Source organism: Microbacterium phosphatis (assembly GCF_049177115.1).
GTDB classification, from domain to species: Bacteria; Actinomycetota; Actinomycetes; order Actinomycetales; family Microbacteriaceae; genus Microbacterium; species Microbacterium phosphatis.
Genome location: NZ_CP185370.1, coordinates 164,689 through 185,070, shown reverse-complemented (window position 1 = coordinate 185,070; position 20,382 = coordinate 164,689). Strand labels below are relative to the sequence as shown.

At 71.8% G+C, this 20,382-nt stretch carries 22 protein-coding genes; 12 read left to right on the top strand and 10 right to left on the bottom strand.

The features are described from left to right. The first annotated feature begins 6 nt into the window (after positions 1-6). Genes ACOKGD_RS00860 through ACOKGD_RS00835 form a run of 6 tightly spaced genes read left to right on the top strand, consistent with a single transcriptional unit; the run spans position 7 to position 5,295 of the window. Positions 7-897, top strand: coding sequence for a DUF58 domain-containing protein (locus ACOKGD_RS00860; RefSeq protein ID WP_342336159.1), 891 nt, complete (start codon positions 7-9; stop codon positions 895-897). Next, positions 884-1,363 (top strand): hypothetical protein, encoded by a 480-nt coding sequence (locus tag ACOKGD_RS00855; protein ID WP_342336157.1) that lies wholly within the window; start codon positions 884-886, stop codon positions 1,361-1,363. The genes ACOKGD_RS00860 and ACOKGD_RS00855 overlap by 14 nt, the downstream gene beginning before the upstream one ends. Further along, on the top strand, positions 1,354-2,346 hold the full coding sequence (locus ACOKGD_RS00850; protein WP_342336156.1) for a vWA domain-containing protein: 993 nt from the start codon (positions 1,354-1,356) through the stop codon (positions 2,344-2,346). The genes ACOKGD_RS00855 and ACOKGD_RS00850 overlap by 10 nt, the downstream gene beginning before the upstream one ends. After that, on the top strand, positions 2,343-3,371 hold the full coding sequence (locus ACOKGD_RS00845) for a VWA domain-containing protein (protein WP_342336154.1): 1,029 nt from the start codon (positions 2,343-2,345) through the stop codon (positions 3,369-3,371). The genes ACOKGD_RS00850 and ACOKGD_RS00845 overlap by 4 nt, the downstream gene beginning before the upstream one ends. Further along, positions 3,368-4,141, top strand: a complete 774-nt coding sequence (locus ACOKGD_RS00840; protein ID WP_342336153.1) for a hypothetical protein — start codon at positions 3,368-3,370, stop codon at positions 4,139-4,141. The genes ACOKGD_RS00845 and ACOKGD_RS00840 overlap by 4 nt, the downstream gene beginning before the upstream one ends. Next, positions 4,138-5,295: a hypothetical protein gene (locus ACOKGD_RS00835; RefSeq protein ID WP_342336152.1), complete on the top strand. Its 1,158-nt coding sequence runs from the start codon at positions 4,138-4,140 to the stop codon at positions 5,293-5,295. Before ACOKGD_RS00840 ends, ACOKGD_RS00835 begins: the two co-directional genes overlap by 4 nt. 5 nt (positions 5,296-5,300) lie before the next feature. Here ACOKGD_RS00835 and ACOKGD_RS00830 read toward each other — a convergent pair whose 3' ends face one another. Beyond that, a complete protein-coding gene (locus ACOKGD_RS00830) occupies positions 5,301-6,053 on the bottom strand; it encodes a DeoR/GlpR family DNA-binding transcription regulator (protein WP_342336151.1) in 753 nt (250 codons plus the stop codon). A 46-nt stretch (positions 6,054-6,099) separates the two neighbouring features. On the opposite strand from ACOKGD_RS00830, the gene ACOKGD_RS00825 reads away from it, so the two are divergent. Then, positions 6,100-6,465, top strand: coding sequence for a DUF4406 domain-containing protein (locus tag ACOKGD_RS00825; protein ID WP_342336150.1), 366 nt, complete (start codon positions 6,100-6,102; stop codon positions 6,463-6,465). 9 nt (positions 6,466-6,474) lie between these two features. After that, a complete protein-coding gene (locus ACOKGD_RS00820; RefSeq protein ID WP_342336149.1) occupies positions 6,475-6,741 on the top strand; it encodes a hypothetical protein in 267 nt (88 codons plus the stop codon). Positions 6,742-6,786: 45 nt separating this feature from the next. On the opposite strand, the gene ACOKGD_RS00815 is transcribed toward ACOKGD_RS00820, so the two are convergent. Together ACOKGD_RS00815 and ACOKGD_RS00810 are read right to left on the bottom strand one after the other, a co-directional pair. Continuing rightward, the gene (locus ACOKGD_RS00815) at positions 6,787-7,296 is read right to left on the bottom strand and encodes a DUF1697 domain-containing protein (RefSeq protein ID WP_342336147.1); all 510 of its coding nucleotides are present in this window, start codon (positions 7,294-7,296) and stop codon (positions 6,787-6,789) included. 71 nt (positions 7,297-7,367) lie between these two features. Next, positions 7,368-8,078, bottom strand: coding sequence for a ZIP family metal transporter (locus ACOKGD_RS00810; protein WP_342336145.1), 711 nt, complete (start codon positions 8,076-8,078; stop codon positions 7,368-7,370). 132 nt (positions 8,079-8,210) lie between these two features. Here ACOKGD_RS00810 and ACOKGD_RS00805 point away from each other — a divergent pair, with 132 nt between their 5' ends. The 3 genes from ACOKGD_RS00805 to argG all read left to right on the top strand — a co-directional run bounded on the left by ACOKGD_RS00805 (position 8,211) and on the right by argG (position 12,738). Beyond that, positions 8,211-10,451: an ABC transporter permease subunit gene (locus tag ACOKGD_RS00805; RefSeq protein WP_342336143.1), complete on the top strand. Its 2,241-nt coding sequence runs from the start codon at positions 8,211-8,213 to the stop codon at positions 10,449-10,451. Then, positions 10,448-11,176, top strand: coding sequence for an amino acid ABC transporter ATP-binding protein (locus ACOKGD_RS00800; RefSeq protein ID WP_342336141.1), 729 nt, complete (start codon positions 10,448-10,450; stop codon positions 11,174-11,176). Before ACOKGD_RS00805 ends, ACOKGD_RS00800 begins: the two co-directional genes overlap by 4 nt. Positions 11,177-11,295: 119 nt before the next feature. Further along, on the top strand, positions 11,296-12,738 hold the full coding sequence (gene argG / locus ACOKGD_RS00795; RefSeq protein WP_342336140.1) for an argininosuccinate synthase: 1,443 nt from the start codon (positions 11,296-11,298) through the stop codon (positions 12,736-12,738). Between the two features lie 78 nt (positions 12,739-12,816). Here argG and ACOKGD_RS00790 read toward each other — a convergent pair whose 3' ends face one another. From ACOKGD_RS00790 to ACOKGD_RS00760, 7 genes are all read right to left on the bottom strand, one after another. After that, positions 12,817-13,008 carry a DUF5302 domain-containing protein gene (locus tag ACOKGD_RS00790; protein WP_342336138.1) on the bottom strand — a complete coding sequence of 64 codons (192 nt, stop codon included), beginning with the start codon at positions 13,006-13,008 and terminating at the stop codon, positions 12,817-12,819. Between the two features lie 72 nt (positions 13,009-13,080). Beyond that, positions 13,081-14,085: a hypothetical protein gene (locus ACOKGD_RS00785; protein WP_342336137.1), complete on the bottom strand. Its 1,005-nt coding sequence runs from the start codon at positions 14,083-14,085 to the stop codon at positions 13,081-13,083. Continuing rightward, positions 14,082-15,329, bottom strand: coding sequence for a hypothetical protein (locus ACOKGD_RS00780; RefSeq protein WP_342336136.1), 1,248 nt, complete (start codon positions 15,327-15,329; stop codon positions 14,082-14,084). Before ACOKGD_RS00780 ends, ACOKGD_RS00785 begins: the two co-directional genes overlap by 4 nt. 140 nt (positions 15,330-15,469) lie before the next feature. Next, positions 15,470-16,141 carry a methionine ABC transporter permease gene (locus ACOKGD_RS00775; protein ID WP_342336135.1) on the bottom strand — a complete coding sequence of 224 codons (672 nt, stop codon included), beginning with the start codon at positions 16,139-16,141 and terminating at the stop codon, positions 15,470-15,472. Continuing rightward, positions 16,138-17,169 (bottom strand): methionine ABC transporter ATP-binding protein, encoded by a 1,032-nt coding sequence (locus tag ACOKGD_RS00770; RefSeq protein ID WP_342336134.1) that lies wholly within the window; start codon positions 17,167-17,169, stop codon positions 16,138-16,140. Before ACOKGD_RS00770 ends, ACOKGD_RS00775 begins: the two co-directional genes overlap by 4 nt. Positions 17,170-17,262: 93 nt before the next feature. Then, a complete protein-coding gene (locus tag ACOKGD_RS00765; RefSeq protein ID WP_342336132.1) occupies positions 17,263-18,165 on the bottom strand; it encodes a MetQ/NlpA family ABC transporter substrate-binding protein in 903 nt (300 codons plus the stop codon). 232 nt (positions 18,166-18,397) lie between these two features. After that, positions 18,398-19,237, bottom strand: coding sequence for a type IV toxin-antitoxin system AbiEi family antitoxin domain-containing protein (locus ACOKGD_RS00760; RefSeq protein ID WP_342336131.1), 840 nt, complete (start codon positions 19,235-19,237; stop codon positions 18,398-18,400). 221 nt (positions 19,238-19,458) lie between these two features. Here ACOKGD_RS00760 and ACOKGD_RS00755 point away from each other — a divergent pair, with 221 nt between their 5' ends. After that, the gene (locus ACOKGD_RS00755; protein ID WP_342336129.1) at positions 19,459-20,364 is read left to right on the top strand and encodes a methyltransferase family protein; all 906 of its coding nucleotides are present in this window, start codon (positions 19,459-19,461) and stop codon (positions 20,362-20,364) included. The last annotated feature ends 18 nt before the right edge of the window (positions 20,365-20,382 follow it).

Below are 20,382 nucleotides of genomic sequence, written 5' to 3'. Positions count from 1 at the left end.
ATCCTGATGCCCACGCTGATCACCCGGGTGAAGAGCAAGCTCTTCATCCACTCCTCGCAGAAGTCGACGCATGCGCTCGACGGCGCCTATGCGTCGCTCCTGCGCGGGCGCAGCCACGACTTCGAGGATCTGCGGGAGTATCAGCCGGGCGACGAGGTGCGCGACATCGACTGGCGTGCCACGGCGCGTCTGGGCAGCCCGATGATCAAGCGCATGCGCGCCAACCGCATGCACACGATCCTGTTCGTGGTCGATTCGGGCCGCGGGCTCGCGGCGCTGGCCGCCGACGACCGCCCCAAGCGCGAGCTGGCCGTGCTGGCCGTGGGAGCGCTCGGGGTGCTGGCGCTGCGCCACGACGACGACTTCTCGATCGTCTGGGGCGACGAGGGGGGCATCCGCCGCCTGCCGCCGCGCCGGTCCGAGGGCGCCCTCGAGCACGCGCTCCGCACGATCGACGCTGCCCCCCGGGCGGACGGCCCGGCCAGCGCGCGCGAGAAGCTGCTCGGCTTCGTGGCGCGCACGATCGCGCGCCGCATGATCGTCGTCGTCGTCACGGACGAGGCCCCGATCACCGGCGAGACGGAGAGCGTGCTGCGGCGCCTGCGCACCCAGCACGACGTGATCTGGATCACCGTGCGCGATGCGGACCCGGTGCTGCGCCACCGCGACGGGTCGGGTCGCCGCGACATCGACACCGGATGGACCGTCCCCGAGTTCCTGCACGGCGACGCCGCCGTCCTCGCCGAGCTCGACGAACGCCACCGCGCCGAGCAGTCCCGCCGCGATGCGCTGCTGACCGCTTTGGAGATCGACCACGCGGACCTCGCCACGCAGGACGACGCGATCCCCGCCCTGCTGCGCATGCTCGGACGGAGGACCTCTCGTGTCCGAACCTGACGAGCTGTACCCGCCCGTCCAGTACGCCCCGGGCTGGATGCTGCTGGCGCTCGGCGTCATCGCCCTGGTGATCCTGGCGGTCTGGGCGATCCTGTTCTTCACGCGCGCCCGCCGGCCGGCACCCCACCTCGCGTCGGGGCCGGTGACCGCCGACGCGCTGACGCAGCTGCGCCACGAGTACCTCGACGCGGTCGACGACATCGAGCGCCGCTGGAACGGCAGGCGGATCGGCGCACGGCAGGCCAACCTCGAACTGAGCCGCACCACCCGGGCGTTCGTGAACGAGTTCAGCGGCATCGAGGCGCCGGTCCTGGCGCTGGGAGACCTCGTGACGCTGGGCGTGCATCCCGCGCTGATCGACGCGATGAAGCGCCACTACTACCCGAGCATCTTCGGCCGCGGGCCCGCGATCGATCCGGCCGCCGGCGCCGCCGCGGCCCGCAGGGTGGTGAGCGAATGGCACTGATCGACCTCGCGCACCCCTGGATCCTGCCGGTCGCCCTGCTTGTGGTGGCCGCCGCGATCGGGCTGGGCGTGCTGCTCGGCCGCCGTTCCCGCGGAGCCCGCGCCGCGGCGGCCCCCGTCTCGCGCGCGGAACGCCTGCGCGAGCTGCCCGCCGTCCGCCGCGCCACGCGCCGCAGAACCGCCGCCCTGCTCGGCGCCCTGGCGCTGCTGGCCGGGGCCGCCGTCGTGGCGGGCGTTGTGGCCGCGCGGCCCATGGCGGCGCAGACGATCCGGCCCGTCGACACCAGCCGCGACATCATGCTGTGCCTGGACGTGTCGGGGTCGATGAGCGAGGTCGACATCGAGGTGCTCGAGGTCTTCGAGGAGCTGCTGGACGGCTTCGAGGGCGAGCGCATCGGGCTCACGATCTTCAACAGCTCGCCGGTGCAGGTCTTCCCGCTGACCGACGACTACGCGTTCGTGCGCGAGCACCTGCAGCAGATCCGCGCGGCATTCGACGATGACGTGAGCGCGGTCCCCGAGCACTGGGTGGGCACCCTCAACGGCACCGGATCGTCGCTCATCGGCGACGGCCTCGCGGCCTGCGCGCTGCGATTCGACCACCGCGACGACGAGCGCTCGCGCTCGATCATCCTCGCCACCGACAACGAGGCGTTCGGGGCGGGCATCGTCTCGATCGAGGAGGCCGCCGCCTACGCACGCGATGCCGGCGTCCGCGTGTTCGCGCTGAACCCCGTCGAGGGTAAGGACGACGAGATCACCGCCGAGCTGACCGCCGCAGCCGAGACCACCGGCGGGCAGGCCTACGCGCTGCGCGGCGACACCACGGTCGGCGACATCATCCGCGAGGTGCAGAAGCAGGAGGCCACCGCCCTCCAGGGCGAGGCCCGCGTGGTGTGGCGCGACGTGCCGGATGTCTGGATCGCCGTCCTCCTCGCCCTCGTGCTCACGGGGGTCCTGCTGCTGTGGAGGGTGCGACTGTGATCCTCCAGCCCGTCCTCCACCCCCTGCTGCTGGCCGCGCTTGTGCTGCCCGTGCTGTTCTTCGCGGTGCGCGCGCTGGTCCGGTCTCGCGGTCGCGCGCGGGCGCAGTGGCTGCTGCGGGTGGCGACGCTGGTGGCCGTGGCGCTGCTCGCGCTGCGGCCCGGGATCGCCGGCGGCGAGACCGAGACCCTCTCGACCGACACCGACGTCGTGATCCTCGTCGACAGCACCGCGAGCATCGTGGCCGAGGACTGGGGCGACGCCCGCCCCCGGCTCGAGGGCGTCCGCGCGGACGTGGAGGCGATCGTCGAGGCCTATCCCGGCGCCCGCTTCGCGCTGATCACCTTCGATCGCGAGGCGGAGCTGCGCCTGCCGCTCACGACCGACACCGCGGCGCTGCGCTCGGCGCTCGAGGTGCTGACGCCCGAGGTCACCCAGCGGTCGCGGGGATCGTCGGTCGGCATCGCGCACCGCCTGCTCGCCACAACGCTCGAATCGGCGGCGCGCGACTCGCCCGACCGGTCGCGGATGGCGTTCTACCTGGGCGACGGCGAGCAGACAGCCGACACCGATCCCGAGTCGTTCCGCGCCAGCGCCGACCTGATCGACGGCGGGGGCGTGCTCGGCTACGGCACCGCGGAGGGCGGCCGCATGCGCGTGCAGACCGGCGACGTGGCGACCTCGGGCGGCGAGTACATCGTCGACGGCGGCGGCGATCCCGCGCTCTCCCGCATCGACGAGGCGGCCCTGCAGACCATCGCCGACGACCTCGGCGTCGAGCTGCAGGTGCGCAGCGCCGACGCCGCCCCGCGACTGCCCGAGCCCCCGACGACCACCACCACCCAAGCCGCCGGCACCACGGGCGATGTCACCGAGCTCGGCTGGATCCTGGCGCTGCTCGTCGTCGCGCTGCTCGCGGCCGACGCCGCGCTCGTCGCGACGGCCGCGCCGGGTGTGCTGCGCCTCGCCCGGCCGGCGTCCGCGCCGGCCGCCTCCCCCTCCTCGCCCCCGGGCGGTGCGTTGTGACCGCGGCCCCGCACAACCCGGCCGTTCACAACGCCGGCGAGCTGCTCGCGGCCAACCGGCGGCGCGCGCGACGGCGGCGCCTGCTGCTGTGGATCGTGATCCCGCTGTGCGTGCTGGCCCTGCTCGTGCCGGCGAAGATCGCGTCGATGTACGCCTTCGCTCACCGCTCGATCACCGCGCACGTCGCGGGCGACTTCGCCGGATCCACGGCCGCGGCCCGCGGTCAGGAGGTCGCGAACGTCTTCGAGACGTACAAGGCGCCCTACAACGTGGGGGTGGGGCTCGCGATGTCCGGCGATCTCGCGGGGGCGCGGGAGCGGTTCGAGCGCGCACTCGAGCTGGACCCCCCCGGGCTCGAGGCCTGCGCCGTGCACATCAATCTCGGCATCACGATCGAGCGCATGGGCGACGCGGCCCGCGAGGCCGGCGACCCGGCGGGCGCTTCCGCGCTGTACGACGAGGCGCTGGGAGTCGTCGCCGACACCCCCGAGGAGTGCCGCTCGGACGAGGCCGATGAGCAGTCGCCGGACGAGGATCGCAGCACCGGCCAGAGCCTCGACGAGCTGGAAGAGCGCCTCCGGCAGAAGCAGCAGCCGCCGCCCTCGAGCCCAACGCCGTCCGAGGATCCCTCCGAGCCGGATGAGGATCGCCCGTCGGATGCGCAGCTCGACGAGCTCGAGGACCAGCTGCAGCAGGGCGACGGCGAGCGTCAGCAGTATCGGGGCGACGACGACGAATCGGGCGAGGGAGGGGTGGAGAAGCCGTGGTGAGCGAAGACGCCGCAGCGTCATCCGTGCCCGTGCCGACGCCCGCGCCCGCGCCGAAGCCGCAGGGCAGGCTCGACGCGCACACCGGCCAGCGCTACCTCACGCGCTCGGAGGGCGCCCCTCCCCTGCCCCCGCCCGGCGGGTACCGGGGCGCGCGCCGGGTTCGGGGCCCCGAGCCCGCAGGCCCCGGGGCCGCCGAACCGGGCGCCGTCGTGCCTGCCCGCCCGCGGCCGGGAGTGCTCGGCTGGATCGCGCTGGGCGTCAGCGCCCTCTTCGCCGCCGCGCTCATCCTGCTGCTCGCCTTCGGCGCGACCGACGCCATCTACAGCGCCACCGCGGTCGTCCTGCAGCTGCTGGTGGTGGGCGTGCTGGTCGCGGCGCTTCTCACCCCGCGCGGTCGTGTGCTCGGCGCCTGGGGCCTCGCCCTCGCCCTGATGCTGAACGTCGGGACGGTGGGGGCGCTCGGCGCCATGCGCACCTCGGCCGAGGGCGGATACGCCGGCGCGAAGACCGACGAGGAGCGCCACCTCGAGGCGTACCCTGGTATCAGCGGCGAGCCGGCCGCGACGACGCTCTCCCGCACGTCGCTCGAGGACGCCCGGGCCCTGGCCGACTCGCTCTCGGCCGAGATCCGCGACGAGCTCTCGGCCCAGTACGGCTTCACCTGGACCGAGCGCCCCGCCGAGGATCTGCGCCCCGAGCGCAACGGCCACGGCGGCGAGTCGATGCTCGTCCGCTTCACCTCGGCCACGTCGTCGACGAACGAGCCGGTCCACGACTACGAGACCAAGCTCGCCGTCATGGACTCGATCCAGGGCGTCCTCACCCGGCACGACTGGTGGGAGCTGTACGCGTTCAACGAGCCCGGATCCGGGATGGATCCGTCGCTGCTCGAGAAGTTCTACGGCAGCGACGACCCGAAGACCCAGGTCGCGTGGGAGTGGTACACGCAGGACCCGACGGGCGACGTCGCCTTCTACGCCTCGATCGTCGACCTCTCCCAGGACACCACGGGCGACTGGCGCGAGGATCGCGAGGTCCAGAGCGGTCAGACCGGCGAGCCCGTCGAGGGCCTGCAGATCTCCTTCTACGCCGAGCGCCTGCTCAGCGAGGCCGATCGCGCCGAGTTCGAGCGCCGGATGGCCGAGTACGAGTAGACCGCCTACGCGGGGAGGACCCGGATCCCGCCCGCGGCGAGCGCGCGGATCGTCGGATCGTCCTCCGGCGCGTCGGTGAGGACACCGGCCACCTCGTCGAGGCCGAGCACCGTGTACCGCGACGCGGTGCCGATCTTCTCCTCGCTCGCGAGGACGAGCGTCTCGGCGGCGCGAGCCGCGAGCGCTCGCTTCATCGCCGCCTCGTCGGAATCGCCGGTCGTGAGCCCGGCGTCCGGGTGCACGCCGGTGACGCCGAGGAAGAACAGGTCGGCGCTGATGCGACTCGCGGCCTCGACCGCGGCGGCCCCGCAGGCGACCGCGGAGTGCTTGAACAGGCGACCGCCGATGAGGAGGACCTCGGCGGTGTGCTCGAGCAGCGAGGCGGCGATGGTCGGACTGTGCGTGATGACGGTGCACGGCAGCGTCCGGGGCAGCGCGTCGACCATGGCGAGGGTGGTGGTGCCCCCGTCCAGGATCACCGTGGCCCCCGGCTGGATCAGGGCGACCGCCGCGGCGGCGACCCGCCGCTTGCTGTCGGGGGAGACCGCGGTGCGCGCCGCGTAGTCGGCCACCGCGGGCGAGGCCGGAAGGGCGCCGCCGTACACCCGCACGGCGAGACCCGCGGCATCGAGCTCGCGCAGATCGCGACGGATCGAGTCCTCCGAGAGGCCGAGCTCGGCCGCGATCTCCTTCGCGATGATGCGGCCGTCGCGGCGCAGCCGGTCCAACAGAAGCTCCTTGCGCGCGGCAGCCAGCATCGCGTTCCTTCCTGTTTCTTCACGTTTGTTCACTATCGTACCGGATATGACGACTCCCCTGATGATCCTCATCGCCGGCCCGTACGCGTCCGGCACCGACGGCGACCCCACCCTGATGGCCCGCAACCTGCGCCGGCTCGAGGAGGCGGCCTGGCCGATCTTCCGCGCCGGGCACATCCCCATGATCGGCGAATGGGTCGCCCTCCCCGTGCTCTCCAGCGCCGGGGCGTCCGGGCCCGCCGATCCGCTCGCCGCCGAGGTGATGTACCCGACGGCCCAGCGCCTGCTGCAGCACTGCGACGGCGTGCTGCGCCTTCCGGGCGAATCGCGGGGTGCCGACCAGGACGTCGCGATCGCCCGCGAGCGCGGGATCCCGGTCTGGTTCTCGCTGGACGAGATCCACACCGCCTAGCCTGAAGTCATGACGAACGCGCCTCGCACGAAGAACGGAACCGCCTGGGCTGCCTTCTGGGCCGGGCTCGCCGGGCTGGTCCTGATGCCGATCCCGCTGTTCATCGGCTTCATCCTCGGCGGCGGCCTCTCACTCGTCGCCGCCGTCCTCGGGGTGATCGCGCTGCTCAAGGGCCTCGCGCGCCAGGGCGCCGGCATGGCGCCCCTGGTCTTCGCCGGCATCTTCGTCGCCCTGACCTGGGTCGGCATCGCCAACGGCGGCGGCATCATCTGGTGACAGCCCCCGGCGGGCGGCGGGCCGGGCGCTCCGGCGCCGCGCCCATCAGCCCGGAAGGGCGGCGGCGAGCTCCGCGAGCGTGCGGACCGTGTTGAGGTTGCGGGCGGTGCCCCGCGCGGCGGCGGGCAGCACGAGCTTCGATCGCCCCATGCCCGACGGGTAGTGCACCCAGATCTCCCGGGTGCCGAGGGCGATCCGCTCATCGGCCACGTGCCGCGTATCGGGATCGCCTGGCGCCTCGTCGAGGAAGAGCGCGGTGACCTGATTGCCGGGGGCGTCCGGGAAGGGCGACGCCCCGGCGATCGCCGACATCTCCTGCGCGGTGCGCACCATCACCCCGACGGGCTTGCCGGCGTACGCCCGCAGGCGCTGCTCGAGCGCCTCCTTCACCGCCGACGGCGATCCGTCCGCGGTGAACACCACGTTGCCGCTGGCGATGTACGTCCGCACATCGGCGAACCCCGCGTCCTCGCACATCGCGACGAGCTCGGTCATCGGCAGCTTGCCGGTGCCCCCGACGTTGACGGCGCGCAGAAGGGCGACATAGGCGGTCATGCCGCCGATCCTGCCCCCCTGGGCACCCCGATCCGCCAGCGCCACGCGTCGGATCCGGCGGCCGGGCGTGGTCAGCTCATCGTCCCGAGGCCCGCGGCGAGCGCGAAGCCGAGGACGGTGGCGACCCCCGCCACGTCCTTCGCGCGGGTCTGCGCCTCCGGCACCATCGAGTCGACCAGCATCACCAGCAGCGCACCGGCGGCGAAGCCGCTGAGTCCGGTGCGCACCCCGACGGTCGCGACGTCGGCCAGCGCCCAGCCCGCCACCGTCGAGAGCGCGCAGACCACGGCGACCGCCGACCAGATTCCCAGCACCGAGCGCTTCTTCACGCCGCCGTCGAGGAGGTCCGCCGAGGATCCGACCGACTCCGGCAGGTTCGAGACGAAGATCGCGACGACGAGGGCGATGCTGACGCCCTGCCCGTCGGCGAGCCCGAAGCCCAGCACGAGCTGCTCGGGGATGCCGTCGAGAAGGGCGCCGAGCGCGAGCGGCACCCCGGCGGCCGCCGCTCCCCCGGCCCGCTTCGCGCGACGCTCGACGAGACGATCCGCGGTGAAGTAGACCGCGGCCCCGAGCGCGACGCCGATCGCGAGCGGGACGGGGCCGCCGGCGTCCAGGCCGTCCTCCCACAGCTCGAACGCGATGCTGGCGATGAGCGCCCCGGCGCCGAAGCCGAGCACCACGCCGATCAGCCGATCCGGCCAGCGTCGCAGGCCCGCCAGCACGGCGCCGATCACGAGGGGCGCGGCGCCGACGACCCCCCACAGCAGACTTTCGAGCACGCCTCACGATCTCACGCGGCGCTCCTCCCCGCAGGACGACAGCGAACCGGGCCGCGGCGATTGCGGGACGCGCGGTTAAGGTGTATGGGGCCGACCGGCCCACTCACACGACTGTGGAGGCATCTCGCGAACATGGCGAAGATCACCCCGTCCACCGCGCCGCAGCGCCGGAGACCTTCCCTCCTTCCCCGGATCGGCGCCCTGCTGACCGCCGCCGGCATCGCCGCCGGCGCCCTGGTCGGCGGCTTCGTCGCCGTGTCCCCCGCCGCCGCGGAGACCGGAGAGACGTACGTCATCGGCACGGACACGACGTACGCGCCGTTCGAGTTCAACGACGGCAGCGCCCTCAAGGGCATCGACATCGATCTGCTCAACGCGATCGCCGAGGACCAGGGCTTCACGGTCGAGTGGCAGCAGCTCGGCTTCGACGCGGCCGTGCAGGCTCTGCAGTCGAACCAGGTCGACGGCGTGATGGCCGGCATGTCCATCACGGACGAGCGCGAGCAGACGTTCGACTTCGGCGACGGCTACTTCACCGGCGGCATCCAGTTCGGCGTGCTCGAGGACAGCGACATCACCTCGCTCGACGACCTGCAGGGTCAGACCGTCGCCGTCAAGACCGGCACCCAGGGCCAGACGTACGCCGAGTCGCTCCAGGAGGAGCTCGGCCTCACGATCACGCCCTACAACGAGACCACCGACATGGTCGACGCGGTCAAGGCGGGCCAGGCCGTCGCCTATGCCGAGGACTACCCCGTCATCGGCTACGGCATCACGCAGGGCTCCGGATTCCGCCTGATCGGCGAGCCCGCCCTCGGCGGCGAGTACGGCTTCGCGGTGAACAAGGGCCAGAACGCCGAGCTCATCGAGAAGTTCAACGCGGGCCTTTCGAACCTCAAGGACAGCGGCGAGTACGCCGAGATCATCGCGACCTACATCGGGACGGGCGGATCGGCGGGCGGCGACGAGGCCGAGCAGACCCCGCCCCTCGGCAACGGCGAGAACTTCGTCATCGGCACGGACACGACGTACGCGCCGTTCGAGTTCAACGACGGCAGCGCCCTCAAGGGCATCGACATCGACCTGCTCGACGCCATCGCCGAGAACCAGAACTTCACGGTCGAGTGGCAGCAGCTCGGATTCGACGCCGCGCTGCAGGCCCTGCAGTCCAACCAGGTCGACGGCGTGATGGCCGGCATGTCCATCACCGACGAGCGCAAGCAGACGTTCGACTTCGGCGACGGCTACTTCACCGGCGGCATCCAGTTCGGCGTGCTCGACGACAGCGACATCCAGACGCTCGACGACCTGCAGGGCAAGACCGTCGCGGTCAAGACCGGCACCCAGGGCCAGACCTACGCCGAGTCGCTGAAGGAGCAGTACGACCTGAAGGTCACCCCCTACGCCGAGACCACCGACATGGTCGACGCCGTCAAGGCCGGCCAGGCCGTCGCCTACGCCGAGGACTACCCGGTGCTGGCGTACGGCATCACCCAGGGCTCCGGCTTCCGCCTGATCGACGAGCCCGCCCTCGGCGGCGAGTACGGCTTCGCGGTCAACAAGGGCCAGAACCCCGAGCTGATCGAGATGTTCAACGCGGGTCTTGCGAACCTCAAGGCCAGCGGCGACTACGACAAGATCATCGAGACGTACGTCGGGACCGACGGATCCGACGGCGGATCGCGCGGCGGCGCCTCCGCGGAGGAGGCCCCCAGCGACATCTTCTCGATCACGGCGAAGTACTGGCCGACCCTGATGCAGGGCCTCGGCTGGACGCTGCTGTCGACGATCGTCGCCCTCGTGGCCGCGTTCGTGCTCGGCATCGTCTTCGGCTTCGGCCGCCTGTCGCGGATCCTGCCCCTGCGCTGGATCTCGACGGCGTACGTGTACGTCTTCCGCGGCACCCCGATCCTGATCCAGGCGTTCTTCGTGTTCTTCGCGGTGCCGCAGCTGCTCGCCGGGTCGGATATCAAGTTCAGCCCGTTCGTGGCCGGCGCGATCACGCTGGCGCTGAACACCGGCGCCTACATGACCGAGATCATCCGCGGCGGCATCCTGGCCGTCGATCCGGGCCAGAACGAAGCGTCGCGCTCGCTCGGCCTCGGCCACTGGAAGACGATGCAGAAGGTCGTGCTGCCGCAGGCGTTCCGCATCATGATCCCGTCCTTCGTGAACCAGAGCATCATCACGCTGAAGGACACCTCGCTGCTCAGCGTGATCGGTCTCGCCGAGCTCACCTTCCAGTCGAAGCAGATCATCGCCTCGACCTACATGTCGGCCCAGATCCTGACCGTGGTCGCGGTGATCTACTTCGTCGTCATCACGCTGCTGACCGTGCTCGCCGACCGCCTGGAGAGGAAGTTCAACTCGTGAGCAAGATCATGGTGCAGGACCTGCACAAGTCGTTCGGCGACAACGACGTGCTCAAGGGCATCGACCTCGAGGTCGCCCAGGGCGAGGTCGTCGCGGTGATCGGCCCGTCCGGATCGGGCAAGTCGACGCTGCTGCGCTGCCTCAACAAGCTCGAGGAGCCCACCGCCGGGCACGTCGTCATCGACGGCGTCGACCTCACGGACAAGTCGGTGAAGCTCGACGACGTGCGCCAGCGCATCGGGATGGTGTTCCAGCACTTCAACCTCTTCCCGCACATGACCGTGCTCGAGAACATCACGCTCGCGCCGATCGAGCTCGGCAAGCTCTCCAAGGCCGATGCCCGCGAGCGCGCGCTGAGCCTGCTCGACCGCGTGGGTCTGCGCGAGAAGGCCGACGCGAAGCCGGCCTCGCTCTCGGGCGGCCAGAAGCAGCGCGTGGCGATCGCCCGCGCGCTGGCGATGGAGCCCGAGGTCATGCTCTTCGACGAGGCCACCAGCGCCCTCGACCCGGAGATGGTCGGCGAGGTGCTGCAGGTCATCCGCGATCTCGCCGAGGGCGGCATGACCATGGTGCTCGTCACGCACGAGATGGGCTTCGCCCGCGAGGTCTCGAGCCGCGTCGTGTTCATGGACGGCGGCGTTGTGGTCGAGCAGGCCGCACCGGCCGAGCTGTTCGGCGCCCCGAAGAACGAGCGCCTGCAGGACTTCCTCTCCAAGGTGCTCTGACGCCCGGCGGGGCGGGAGGGCCCGGGCGGCGTGTCGCCCGCCGGCGTCCCGCCCCCGCCGGGGGCCGCTCGCGCGGCGGCCGGGCGGTTCGCCGCCCCCGCGTCTCCTAAACTGGACTCATGTCCAAGGTCCTCGAGTCCCTTCCCGTCGGCGAGCGCGTCGGCATCGCCTTCTCCGGGGGTCTCGACACCTCCGTCGCCGTCGCATGGATGCGCGACAAGGGCGCGATCCCGTTCACCTACACGGGCGACCTGGGCCAGCCGGACGAGGACGACATCGACGCCATCCCCGGCCGCGCGCTCGAGTACGGCGCCGAGGCGTCGCGCCTGATCGACTGCAAGCCGATGCTCGTCGAGGAGGGCTTCGGCGCTCTCGCCTGCGGCGCCTTCCACATCCGCTCGGGCGGTCGCACCTACTTCAACACGACGCCGCTGGGCCGCGCCGTCACCGGCACGCTGCTCGTGCGGGCCATGAAGGAGGACGGCGTCGAGATCTGGGGCGACGGATCGACCTACAAGGGCAACGACATCGAGCGGTTCTACCGCTACGGCCTGCTGGCCAACCCCCGCCTGCGCATCTACAAGCCCTGGCTCGACGCGACGTTCGTCAGCGAGCTCGGCGGCCGCAAGGAGATGAGCGAGTGGCTCGTCGCCCATGACTTCCCGTACCGCGACTCGGCCGAGAAGGCCTACTCGACGGACGCGAACATCTGGGGCGCGACCCACGAGGCCAAGACCCTCGAGGAGCTCAACGTCTCGCTCGAGATCGTCGAGCCGATCATGGGCGTGCGCTTCTGGGATCCGTCCGTCGAGATCGAGACCGAGGACGTCACCGTCACCTTCGACGCGGGCCGCCCCGTCGCGCTCAACGGCGTCGAGTACACCGACCCGGTGGCGCTCGTCTTCGAGGCGAACCGGATCGGCGGGCGCCACGGCCTCGGCATGAGCGACCAGATCGAGAACCGCATCATCGAGGCGAAGTCGCGGGGCATCTACGAGGCCCCGGGCATGGCGCTGCTGTTCATCGCCTACGAGCGCCTGGTCAACGGCATCCTCAACGAGGACACCCTCGCGACGTACCACGAGCAGGGCCGCCGCCTCGGTCGCCTGATGTACGAGGGCCGCTGGCTCGAGCCGCAGTCGTTCATGCTGCGCGAGTCGATCCAGAAGTGGGTCGGATCGGCCATCACCGGCTCGGTGACCCTGCGCCTGCGCCGCGGCGAGGACTACACGATCCTCGAGACCTCGGGCCCCGCGCTGTCGTACGCGGCCGAGAAGCTCTCGATGGAGCGCGTGGGCGACGCCGCGTTCGGCCCCACCGACCGCATCGGCCAGCTCACCATGCGCAACCTCGACATCGCAGACTCGCGCACCCGCCTCGAGCAGTACGCGACCATGGGCCTCATCGGCGGCCCGACCGCCGAGCTGGTCGGCGCGCTCGAGTCCGGCGCCGCCGGCGACATCACCCTCTCGGCCGAGCCCGCGGGCCTCGGCGAGGAGGAGGCGGCGTCGGCCGTCGAGGCCGCCAGTGAGTCGGCCGCCTTCGACTCGGGCACCGACTGACACCGTCGGCACATACGCCAAGAAGCGCGGGATCCGGACGTCGGATCCCGCGCTTCTTGGCTGTTGTGCCGAGGCCTGTCAGCTCGACTTGCGGCGGAACTCTCGCTTGCCGCCCGCCGCGCCGTGGGTGCCGTGGATGGCTCCGCTGCCGTGAGGGGTGGAGCCGGGCCCGGTGTGGTTTCCCGCGTTCTGGGCGTTCTTACGCTCGAGCGCTTCCCGGAACTTCGCCTTCGCGTCGTCGCTCGGGGTGTTCTTCTCATGCTCAGCCATGCGACTCAGTGTAGGACGACGCAGACGGCGGCCACGATCCGATCGGATCGTGGCCGCCGTGCGGTTCTGCGATCAGCCGCCGAGGAGGTCCACCCAGGCCGACTGCGTCATGGCCGAGAAGTCCTGCTGCAGCCGCTCCTGGTCGCTGCCCTCCAGCAGGTACAGACCAGTGATGACCGTGCGGCCGTCGTCGCGTGTTCCGCTGAGAGCCAGGATCGCCACGTCGAACGTGCCGTTGGCGTTCGAGACGCGGCAGCCCAGGACTCCCGAGCCGACGGCGAGGCCGTCGATCCCCGCGTCCACCTCGGCCGGCTCGGAAAGCACCTCCGACTCGGTGCAGGTGTCCTCGGCGAGGACACCGAAGTACGACTGGAGCACAAAGCCCGGGTCGGTGTCCGCCTCGAACGCGACGCAGCCCGCCTCGACGAGCTCGCCGTTCCCGCTCTCGCCGTACGCCCACTCGGAGCCGTCGGCGTGGAACGTCCACCCCTGCACCGGCACGATCTCGCAGTCGCCGAAGGCGACGGCGTCACCCGAGGGCTGAGACGGGGCGACCGGGTCGTCTTCGTCCGGATCCGTCGGCGCGGCCGGCTGATCCGTCGGCACCGGCGGGGCGGGGCGGGCGGTCTCCTGCGCCGCGGGCGACGTGAAGATCGCGATGAGCGTGCCGATGATGGCCATCAGCACCACTCCGCCGGCGACGAGGCCGAGGATCAGCGCGGGGCTCTTCTTCTTCCCGCCGGCGGGCGGGGCGGCGTAGCCCGCGCCCGCGTGACCGGGGTACGGCTGACCCGGAGCGGGCTGACCCGCGTACGGCTGGCCCGGGTACGGCTGGCCCGCGTACGGCTGACCCGCGGCGGGCTGCCCCGCATACGGCTGCCCAGCGTACGGCTGGCCGGCGTACGGCTGACCTGGGTACGCCGCGGAGGGCGCGTAGGGGTTGTGCGCGGACGGCGGGAACGGCTGCCCCGCGGTCTGCGGGGCCGCCGCCGGATCGCCCCCGGGCGGGGGCGGGGTCGGCTGACCCGGCAGCGGGGGCTTCGGCGGGATCGGCTGCTGACCGTGCTCGTCGCTCACGACTGGTCCCCCTCGTTCGTCGTCGCGGGTCCGATCGGGTTCTCGCGCGTCACGGGCCCTGGCGATCCTGATGTCACGGGCACCGGCTCCGCCGCGGTGCGGGGCGCCTCCACGGGCCGGCCGACGCCGGACGGGCGCGGACGGGTGCGCTGCGCGGTGCCGCACGCGTTGCAGAACGCGGCGCCCGCGAGCAGCGGCATCTCGCAGCTGGTGCAGAACGCCAGCGACCCGTCGGCGCCGATCGCCGCGTCTCCGCGGGCCGCCGATTCGAGCGCCGCCTCGATGAGAGCGGTGTGCAGGACCACCCGCACCCGCAGGATCAGCACGGCCAGGATCGCGAGCCCCAGCAGCAGCGTCAGGGCGACGCCCTGGAAGCCGGGCAGGTACGAGAGCAGGTAGGCGCCGCTCTGGTAGACGATCGTGGCGAAGATCGCCTCGGCCAGGCCGCGGGCGTAGCGCCCAGTGAAGCCGTCGTAGCCCCGGCCGAGGCCCGAGAACTCGGCGGCGGCGATGCCGGCGGCCGTGCCGTAGAGCAGCGGCTTGACCATGCCCTCGAGGAAGACGAGGGCGACCCAGGTGCCGGGGTCCGAGTCGGCCACGAAGCCGCCGAAGAGCGCGGCGCCGTGGCGGACCAGCGTGTCGAACGTCGAGTACGCGACGCCCGAGACGATGCCGAAGGTCAGCCCGTCCATCAGGTCGTCGAAGCGCGGGCGGCTGGCGAGATACACCGGCCCCAGCTGGATGAGGACGTGCGCGACGATCGGGACAGCGACGCCCACGATGAGCAGCGTCACCGGCTGCGGGCCGCCGACGAGACCCGCCGGGGGCACGACCTGCAGCCAGCCCCAGGTGAACAGCGCGGCCAGCAGGCCGGTGAGCGCGAAGGCCGCGGCCGTCACCTTCACGGGCTGGTCGTCCCAGAGGTTCACGTCGTAGAGGTAGACGATGTAGACGAGCGGCACGGTGAACGCCGCCACGAGCAGCGCGATCGGCAGCGCCCCGAAGATCGCCGCGATCAGCGCGACGACGAGACCGATCGTCAGCGCGATCCGGTACGTCTGCGGGTGCTGGCCGGCGCCGCGCGGCATGATCGTCGAGATCAGCGCGAACGACGTCACCGGCTCATCCGGCTTCACGGCGAACGAGCGGCGACGCGAGCCGTCGCCCGAGCGCAGGTCGAGCCCGCACGCCTGACAGAAGTGAGCGACCGCCGGGAGCCCGGCGGTGCAGCGAGGACAGGTCACATCAACCCCCCAATTGATCCGATGCCCGTACGACGAATGCGACGGACACGCCGCAGAGTATCGTCAACCGGGCCCGGGCCGCAGGGGCACACCCACCCATGCCCCGCGCGCCAGCGCGTCGGGTGGACGCCGCGCGAGGATCAGCGCCGCAGCACGCGGCGCGCGAGCCAGTTGCCGAGCCCCTGCACCACCTGGGTCACCACGATGATGATGACGAGCGCCGACCAGGTGACCACCTCGTCGAACTGACGCAGGCCGTAGGCGACCGCGTAGTTGCCGAGGCCCTGGCCGCCGGCCATGCCCGCGACCGCCGACATGTCGATGAGCGCGATGATCGCGAAGGTGTACCCCAGGATCAGGGGGCCCGCCCCCTCGGCGAGGATCACCGTGAAGACGATGCGCCACGGGCTCGCCCCGGTCGACCGGGCCGCCTCGATCACGCCGGGGTCGACCGTCACGAGGTTCTGCTCCACGATGCGCGCGATCCCGAAGGTCGCGGCGAGCGACATCACGAAGATGATCGCCTCGTTGCCGATGCCCTTCCCGATCACCGCGCGCGCGAGCGGCTGCAGGGCGACGAGGAAGATGATGAACGGGATCGGGCGGATCGTGTTCACGAGGGCGTTGAGGATCCCGTAGACCACGGGCTGGGCGAGGATCGCCCCGCGGCGCGTGACCGTGAGGGTGGTGCCCACCACGAGGCCGCCGACGCCGCCGAACAGCAGCGAGGCCACCACGAGCCACAGGGTGATGCCGGTCTGCTCGAGCAGGTCGGGCGCGAGGGTCGTCAGCTGGTCCAGCAGATCGCTCATGCCGTCACCTCCGTGATCGTGACGCCCGATCCGATCCCGTCCAGCGCGGTGGCGATGGCCTCGTCGTCGCCGCGCACCACGATGGTGAGCAGACCGTAGACGCGGCCCTGGATGTCGTCGACGCCGCCGTGCACCAGCTGGAAGTCGAGGCCCGCGCGGGCCAGCGCGCCGAAGACACGCGCCTCGCTCGCGCCCGCGTCGGTGAACGCGATCGTGAAGAACCGGCCGCGGTGCTGGGCGCGCAGGGCCGCGAGCGCGTCGCCGTCCGGGAGCGCGCGGACCACGGTGCGCACGAACCGGCGCGCGGTGTCGGTGCGCGGGCTCGTGAAGACGTCGTAGGTGCTGCCCTGCTCGACGACGCGGCCGCCCTCCATGACGGCGACCTTGTTCGCGATCCGGGTGATGACGTCCATCTCGTGCGTGATGACGACGATCGTCACGCCCAGTTCGCGGTTGACGCGCGCGAGCAGATCCAGCACCTCATCGGTCGTCTCGGGATCCAGGGCGCTCGTGGCCTCGTCGGCCAGCAGGATGGCGGGGCTGGCAGCCAGCGCGCGGGCGATGCCCACGCGCTGCTGCTGCCCGCCCGAGAGCTGCTCGGGGTAGGCGTCGGCCTTCTCGGACAGGCCGACGAACTCGAGCAGCTCGTCCACGCGCGCCGCGCGCTGCGCGCGCGGGATGCCCGCCACCTCGAGGGGGTAGGCGACGTTGCCGCGGATCGTGCGCGAGCGCAGCAGGTTGAAGCGCTGGAAGATCATGCCGATCCCCTGGCGCACCTGGCGCAGCTTCGCCTCGGACAGCGTGGTGACGTCGACGCCGTCGACCTCGATCGAGCCGGCCGTGACCGGCTCCAGGCCGTTGATGAGGCGCACGAGGGTCGACTTGCCGGCGCCGGAGTACCCGATGACACCGAAGACGTCGCCCTTGTCGATCTCGAGGCTGACGGCGTCGACCGCGGTCACGGGTGCTCCCCCGCGGCGCTGGGGAGGGTACGTCTTGCTGACGTCGGTGATCCGGATGTGTGTCATGGGTCTCTCCGTCGCAGCGCCCCACCCTCGCCTCGGGCGAGAATGCCGATCCGCCCGGACCGGCAGGTCACGGGCGGATGGGCGCGATGCGGCTTACTTCTGGATGTTCGCCTCGACCTCGGCGAGCGCGCTCTGCAGCTCGTCGGCGGGGTTCGTGGCGAACACCGCGGTGCCGCCGGAGACCTCCTGCACGCCGTCGAGCACGTCCTGGTTCGTCTGGTAGATCTCGACGAGCTTGGCGAGCACCTCGTTGTCGACGTCGGCCTTCTTCACCGCGAAGATGTTGATGTACGGCGCGGCGGTCGAGTCGGCGGGGTCATCCGAGGCGATGGCCGACTCGGGGTCGATGCCGGCGGTGGTGACGAAGTCGTTGTTGATGATCGCGGCCGCGACGTCCGGGAGCGACGTGGGCGTGATGGCGGCGTCGACGGCCTCCACCTTCACCCGCGAGCTGTCGAGCACGTCGGCGGGGGTCGAGAACGACGAGCCGCCGTCCTTCAGCTCGATGAGGCCGGCCGACTGCAGCACCAGCAGGCCGCGGGCCTGGTTGGTCGTGTCGTTCGGCACGACCACGGTCTCGCCGTCGGGGATGTCCTCGACCGAGTCGTACTTGTCGGAGAACAGCGACAGCGGGTAGATCGCCGTGGCGCCGATGGGCTGCAGGTCATCGCCCGCGCTCACGTTGTAGTCGGCGAGGTACTGGATGTGCTGGAACTGGTTGATGTCCAGCTCGCCCTCGCTGAGCGCCGGGTTCGGCTGCGTGTACTCGGTGAAGTCCTGGATCTCGAGCTCGATGCCCTCGGCCTCGACGGCCTTCTCGAAGACGTCCCAGTACGGGTCGCTGGCGCCGACCACGCCGAGCTTGACGGGGCGCTGCTCGGTGCCGAGCTCGGCCTCCGCGTCCGCGGCGGTCGCCGAGCAGCCCGCGAGAGCCACCATGCCCAGCATCGCCACCGGCGCGAGGACGCGGGCGATGTGCTGAGTGCGAGTGGTCATGATGCTCCCTTATGAGGTCTGCCGTGAGGATTTCTGCGAAGTGCAGGTGTCCCACGCTACGTATCGACCCGGAGGAAGTCAGATCGGCGTGACACACGACGAAACTTTTCCGTCGGGCCCGGATCCGGGCCCGCGCGGAGCGGGATCGGCGGCCCTTCCGTCGGAGGAATGCGCTCCGTAGGAGGGGACCCCGCGAAGCGCTCCTTCGGAAGGGATCGCCCCTATGGAGTGCTCATGGCCGCCGCGGCGCGAGGTGCAACCCCTGGCCGACGGCCGTGGCGATCAGGTGCTGCACGGCGGGCCAGTCGTCGAAGATCTGCCGGTAGCCCACGCGGATCACGGTGTACCCCTGCAGCCGCAGGCGCGCATCGTGGGCGTTGTCGAGCAGCCGCTGGTGATCCACGTGGGTGCCGCCGTCGATCTGGATCACCAGCCGCTCGCCGATGAGGAGGTCGACCGGGTGGCCCGCGAGCCAGACCTGACGACGCAGCGGGAGCCTCATCCAGCGGAGGCGCGTCATGACGTAGGTCTCGGTGCCCGCGTCGGCGAACGGCTCGGCGTCGCGCAGCAGCCGGCGCGCGGCGGGCGGCAGGGCGAGCCCGCCCAGCACCTCCCGGTCGAGCAGCCCCCTGCTCATCGCCGACTCCCAGATCGCGAGGCCGTGCTCGTACGGCTGGCAGGCCGCGACGAGCACAAGCGCGTTCTCGATCCGGTCCTCGACGCGATCCGGATCACGCGGCAGCACGGGGGCCGCCCAATGGACGTGCACGGCCCCGGTCGGCTCGCTCATCATCCGCGCGTGCGGCTCCATCGCCAGGTGGTGCCCCGATGCGGGCGGATCCCACAGGCCCCGGCGCCGGGTGAGCGACACGCAGCTGACGAGGCCGCCGACGCGGGCGGCCGCGCGCAGCTCGGGGTCGGCCTCGGGGAGGCTGTACCAGCCCCGCCGGATCCGGTGGATCCGCCCCTCGTGCACCGCCGCGCGCAGGCCCGCGCGCGTGACTCCGCGGCGCGCGAGCGCCTCGCCGCGGGCGATGCCTCCGATGGCGACGAGGGGGAAGACCGGATCCATCCCGTCAGCGTGCCGTGACCCTCGCGGATGCCCCGCGGATCCGGGTGGCTGTGGAGGAGGATCGGGGGCGCGCGGCGCTGTGGACGAGAGATGCGGCCGCTCATGCCTTCCCTTCGGTCGGGGAAATGCGCACCGTAGGGCGAAAGCCCGCCCTGCGGTCCTACGGAACGCATCCCCCCGACGGAGCGACTCGGGGCCGCGCGCCCCGCTACGGTGAGCGGGTGGGAACGAGCCTCGGGCGCGGGTACTTCGCCGTGCAGGCGCTGGCCGGTGCGGCGTGGTGGCTGGGCGTGTTCACCCTTCCCGGCGTGCGCCGCGCGACCCTCGGCGGGCTGGATCCGGTTCTCGTCGGATCGCTCGACATCCCGCTGTTCGTGGTCGGGTCGGCGCTTGTGGCCGCGGGAATCCGTGGCGCGCTGTGGGTCGTTGTGCCCTGGACCCTGGTCGTGACGGCGGGCATGGCGCTGTACGCCACGCTCACGCAGGCGGCCGGATGGGGCGCCGTGCTGATGATCGCCTCGTCGGCCGCGACCGTGTTCGCCACCGCCCTGGTCGCGCTCGGCCGGCTGCCCGGCGAGCGGCTGCTGCTCGGGCCCTTCGCGTTCCGCACGGCCCGCGGCACCCGGCCGGCGGTGCTGCTCGCCCAGACGGGGCTGCAGATCATCGTGTTCTGGGGGCTTTTCCTCGGCGTGATCCCGCTGGCGATCGCGTGGTGCGAGCGGCGGTGGCGGGTGCACTTCCCCCTTGGCGAGGCCGTGTCGGCGGCGGGGGTGGTTGTGCTGATCGCCGCGACCGCGCTGGGCCTCTGGTCGGCGTACGCGATGTCGACGCGCGGGTCCGGGACGCCGCTCCCCTCGGCCCTGCCGCGCCGGCTGGTGGTCGCCGGGCCCTATCGCCTCGTCCGCAACCCCATGGCGCTCGCGGGCATCGCCCAGGGGGTGGCCGTCGGAATGATCCTCGGGTCGTGGCTCGTCATCCTCTACGCGCTGTGCGGATCCCTGATCTGGCACCACCTCGTCCACCCGCACGAGGAGGCCGACCTCGAGGCGCGGTTCGGCGACGAGTTCCGCGCGTACCGCTCGCGTGTGGGGGTGTGGCTGCCCCGGGTCCGCCGCGCGGCTCCGTAGCCGGGCCCCGCCTCGGCG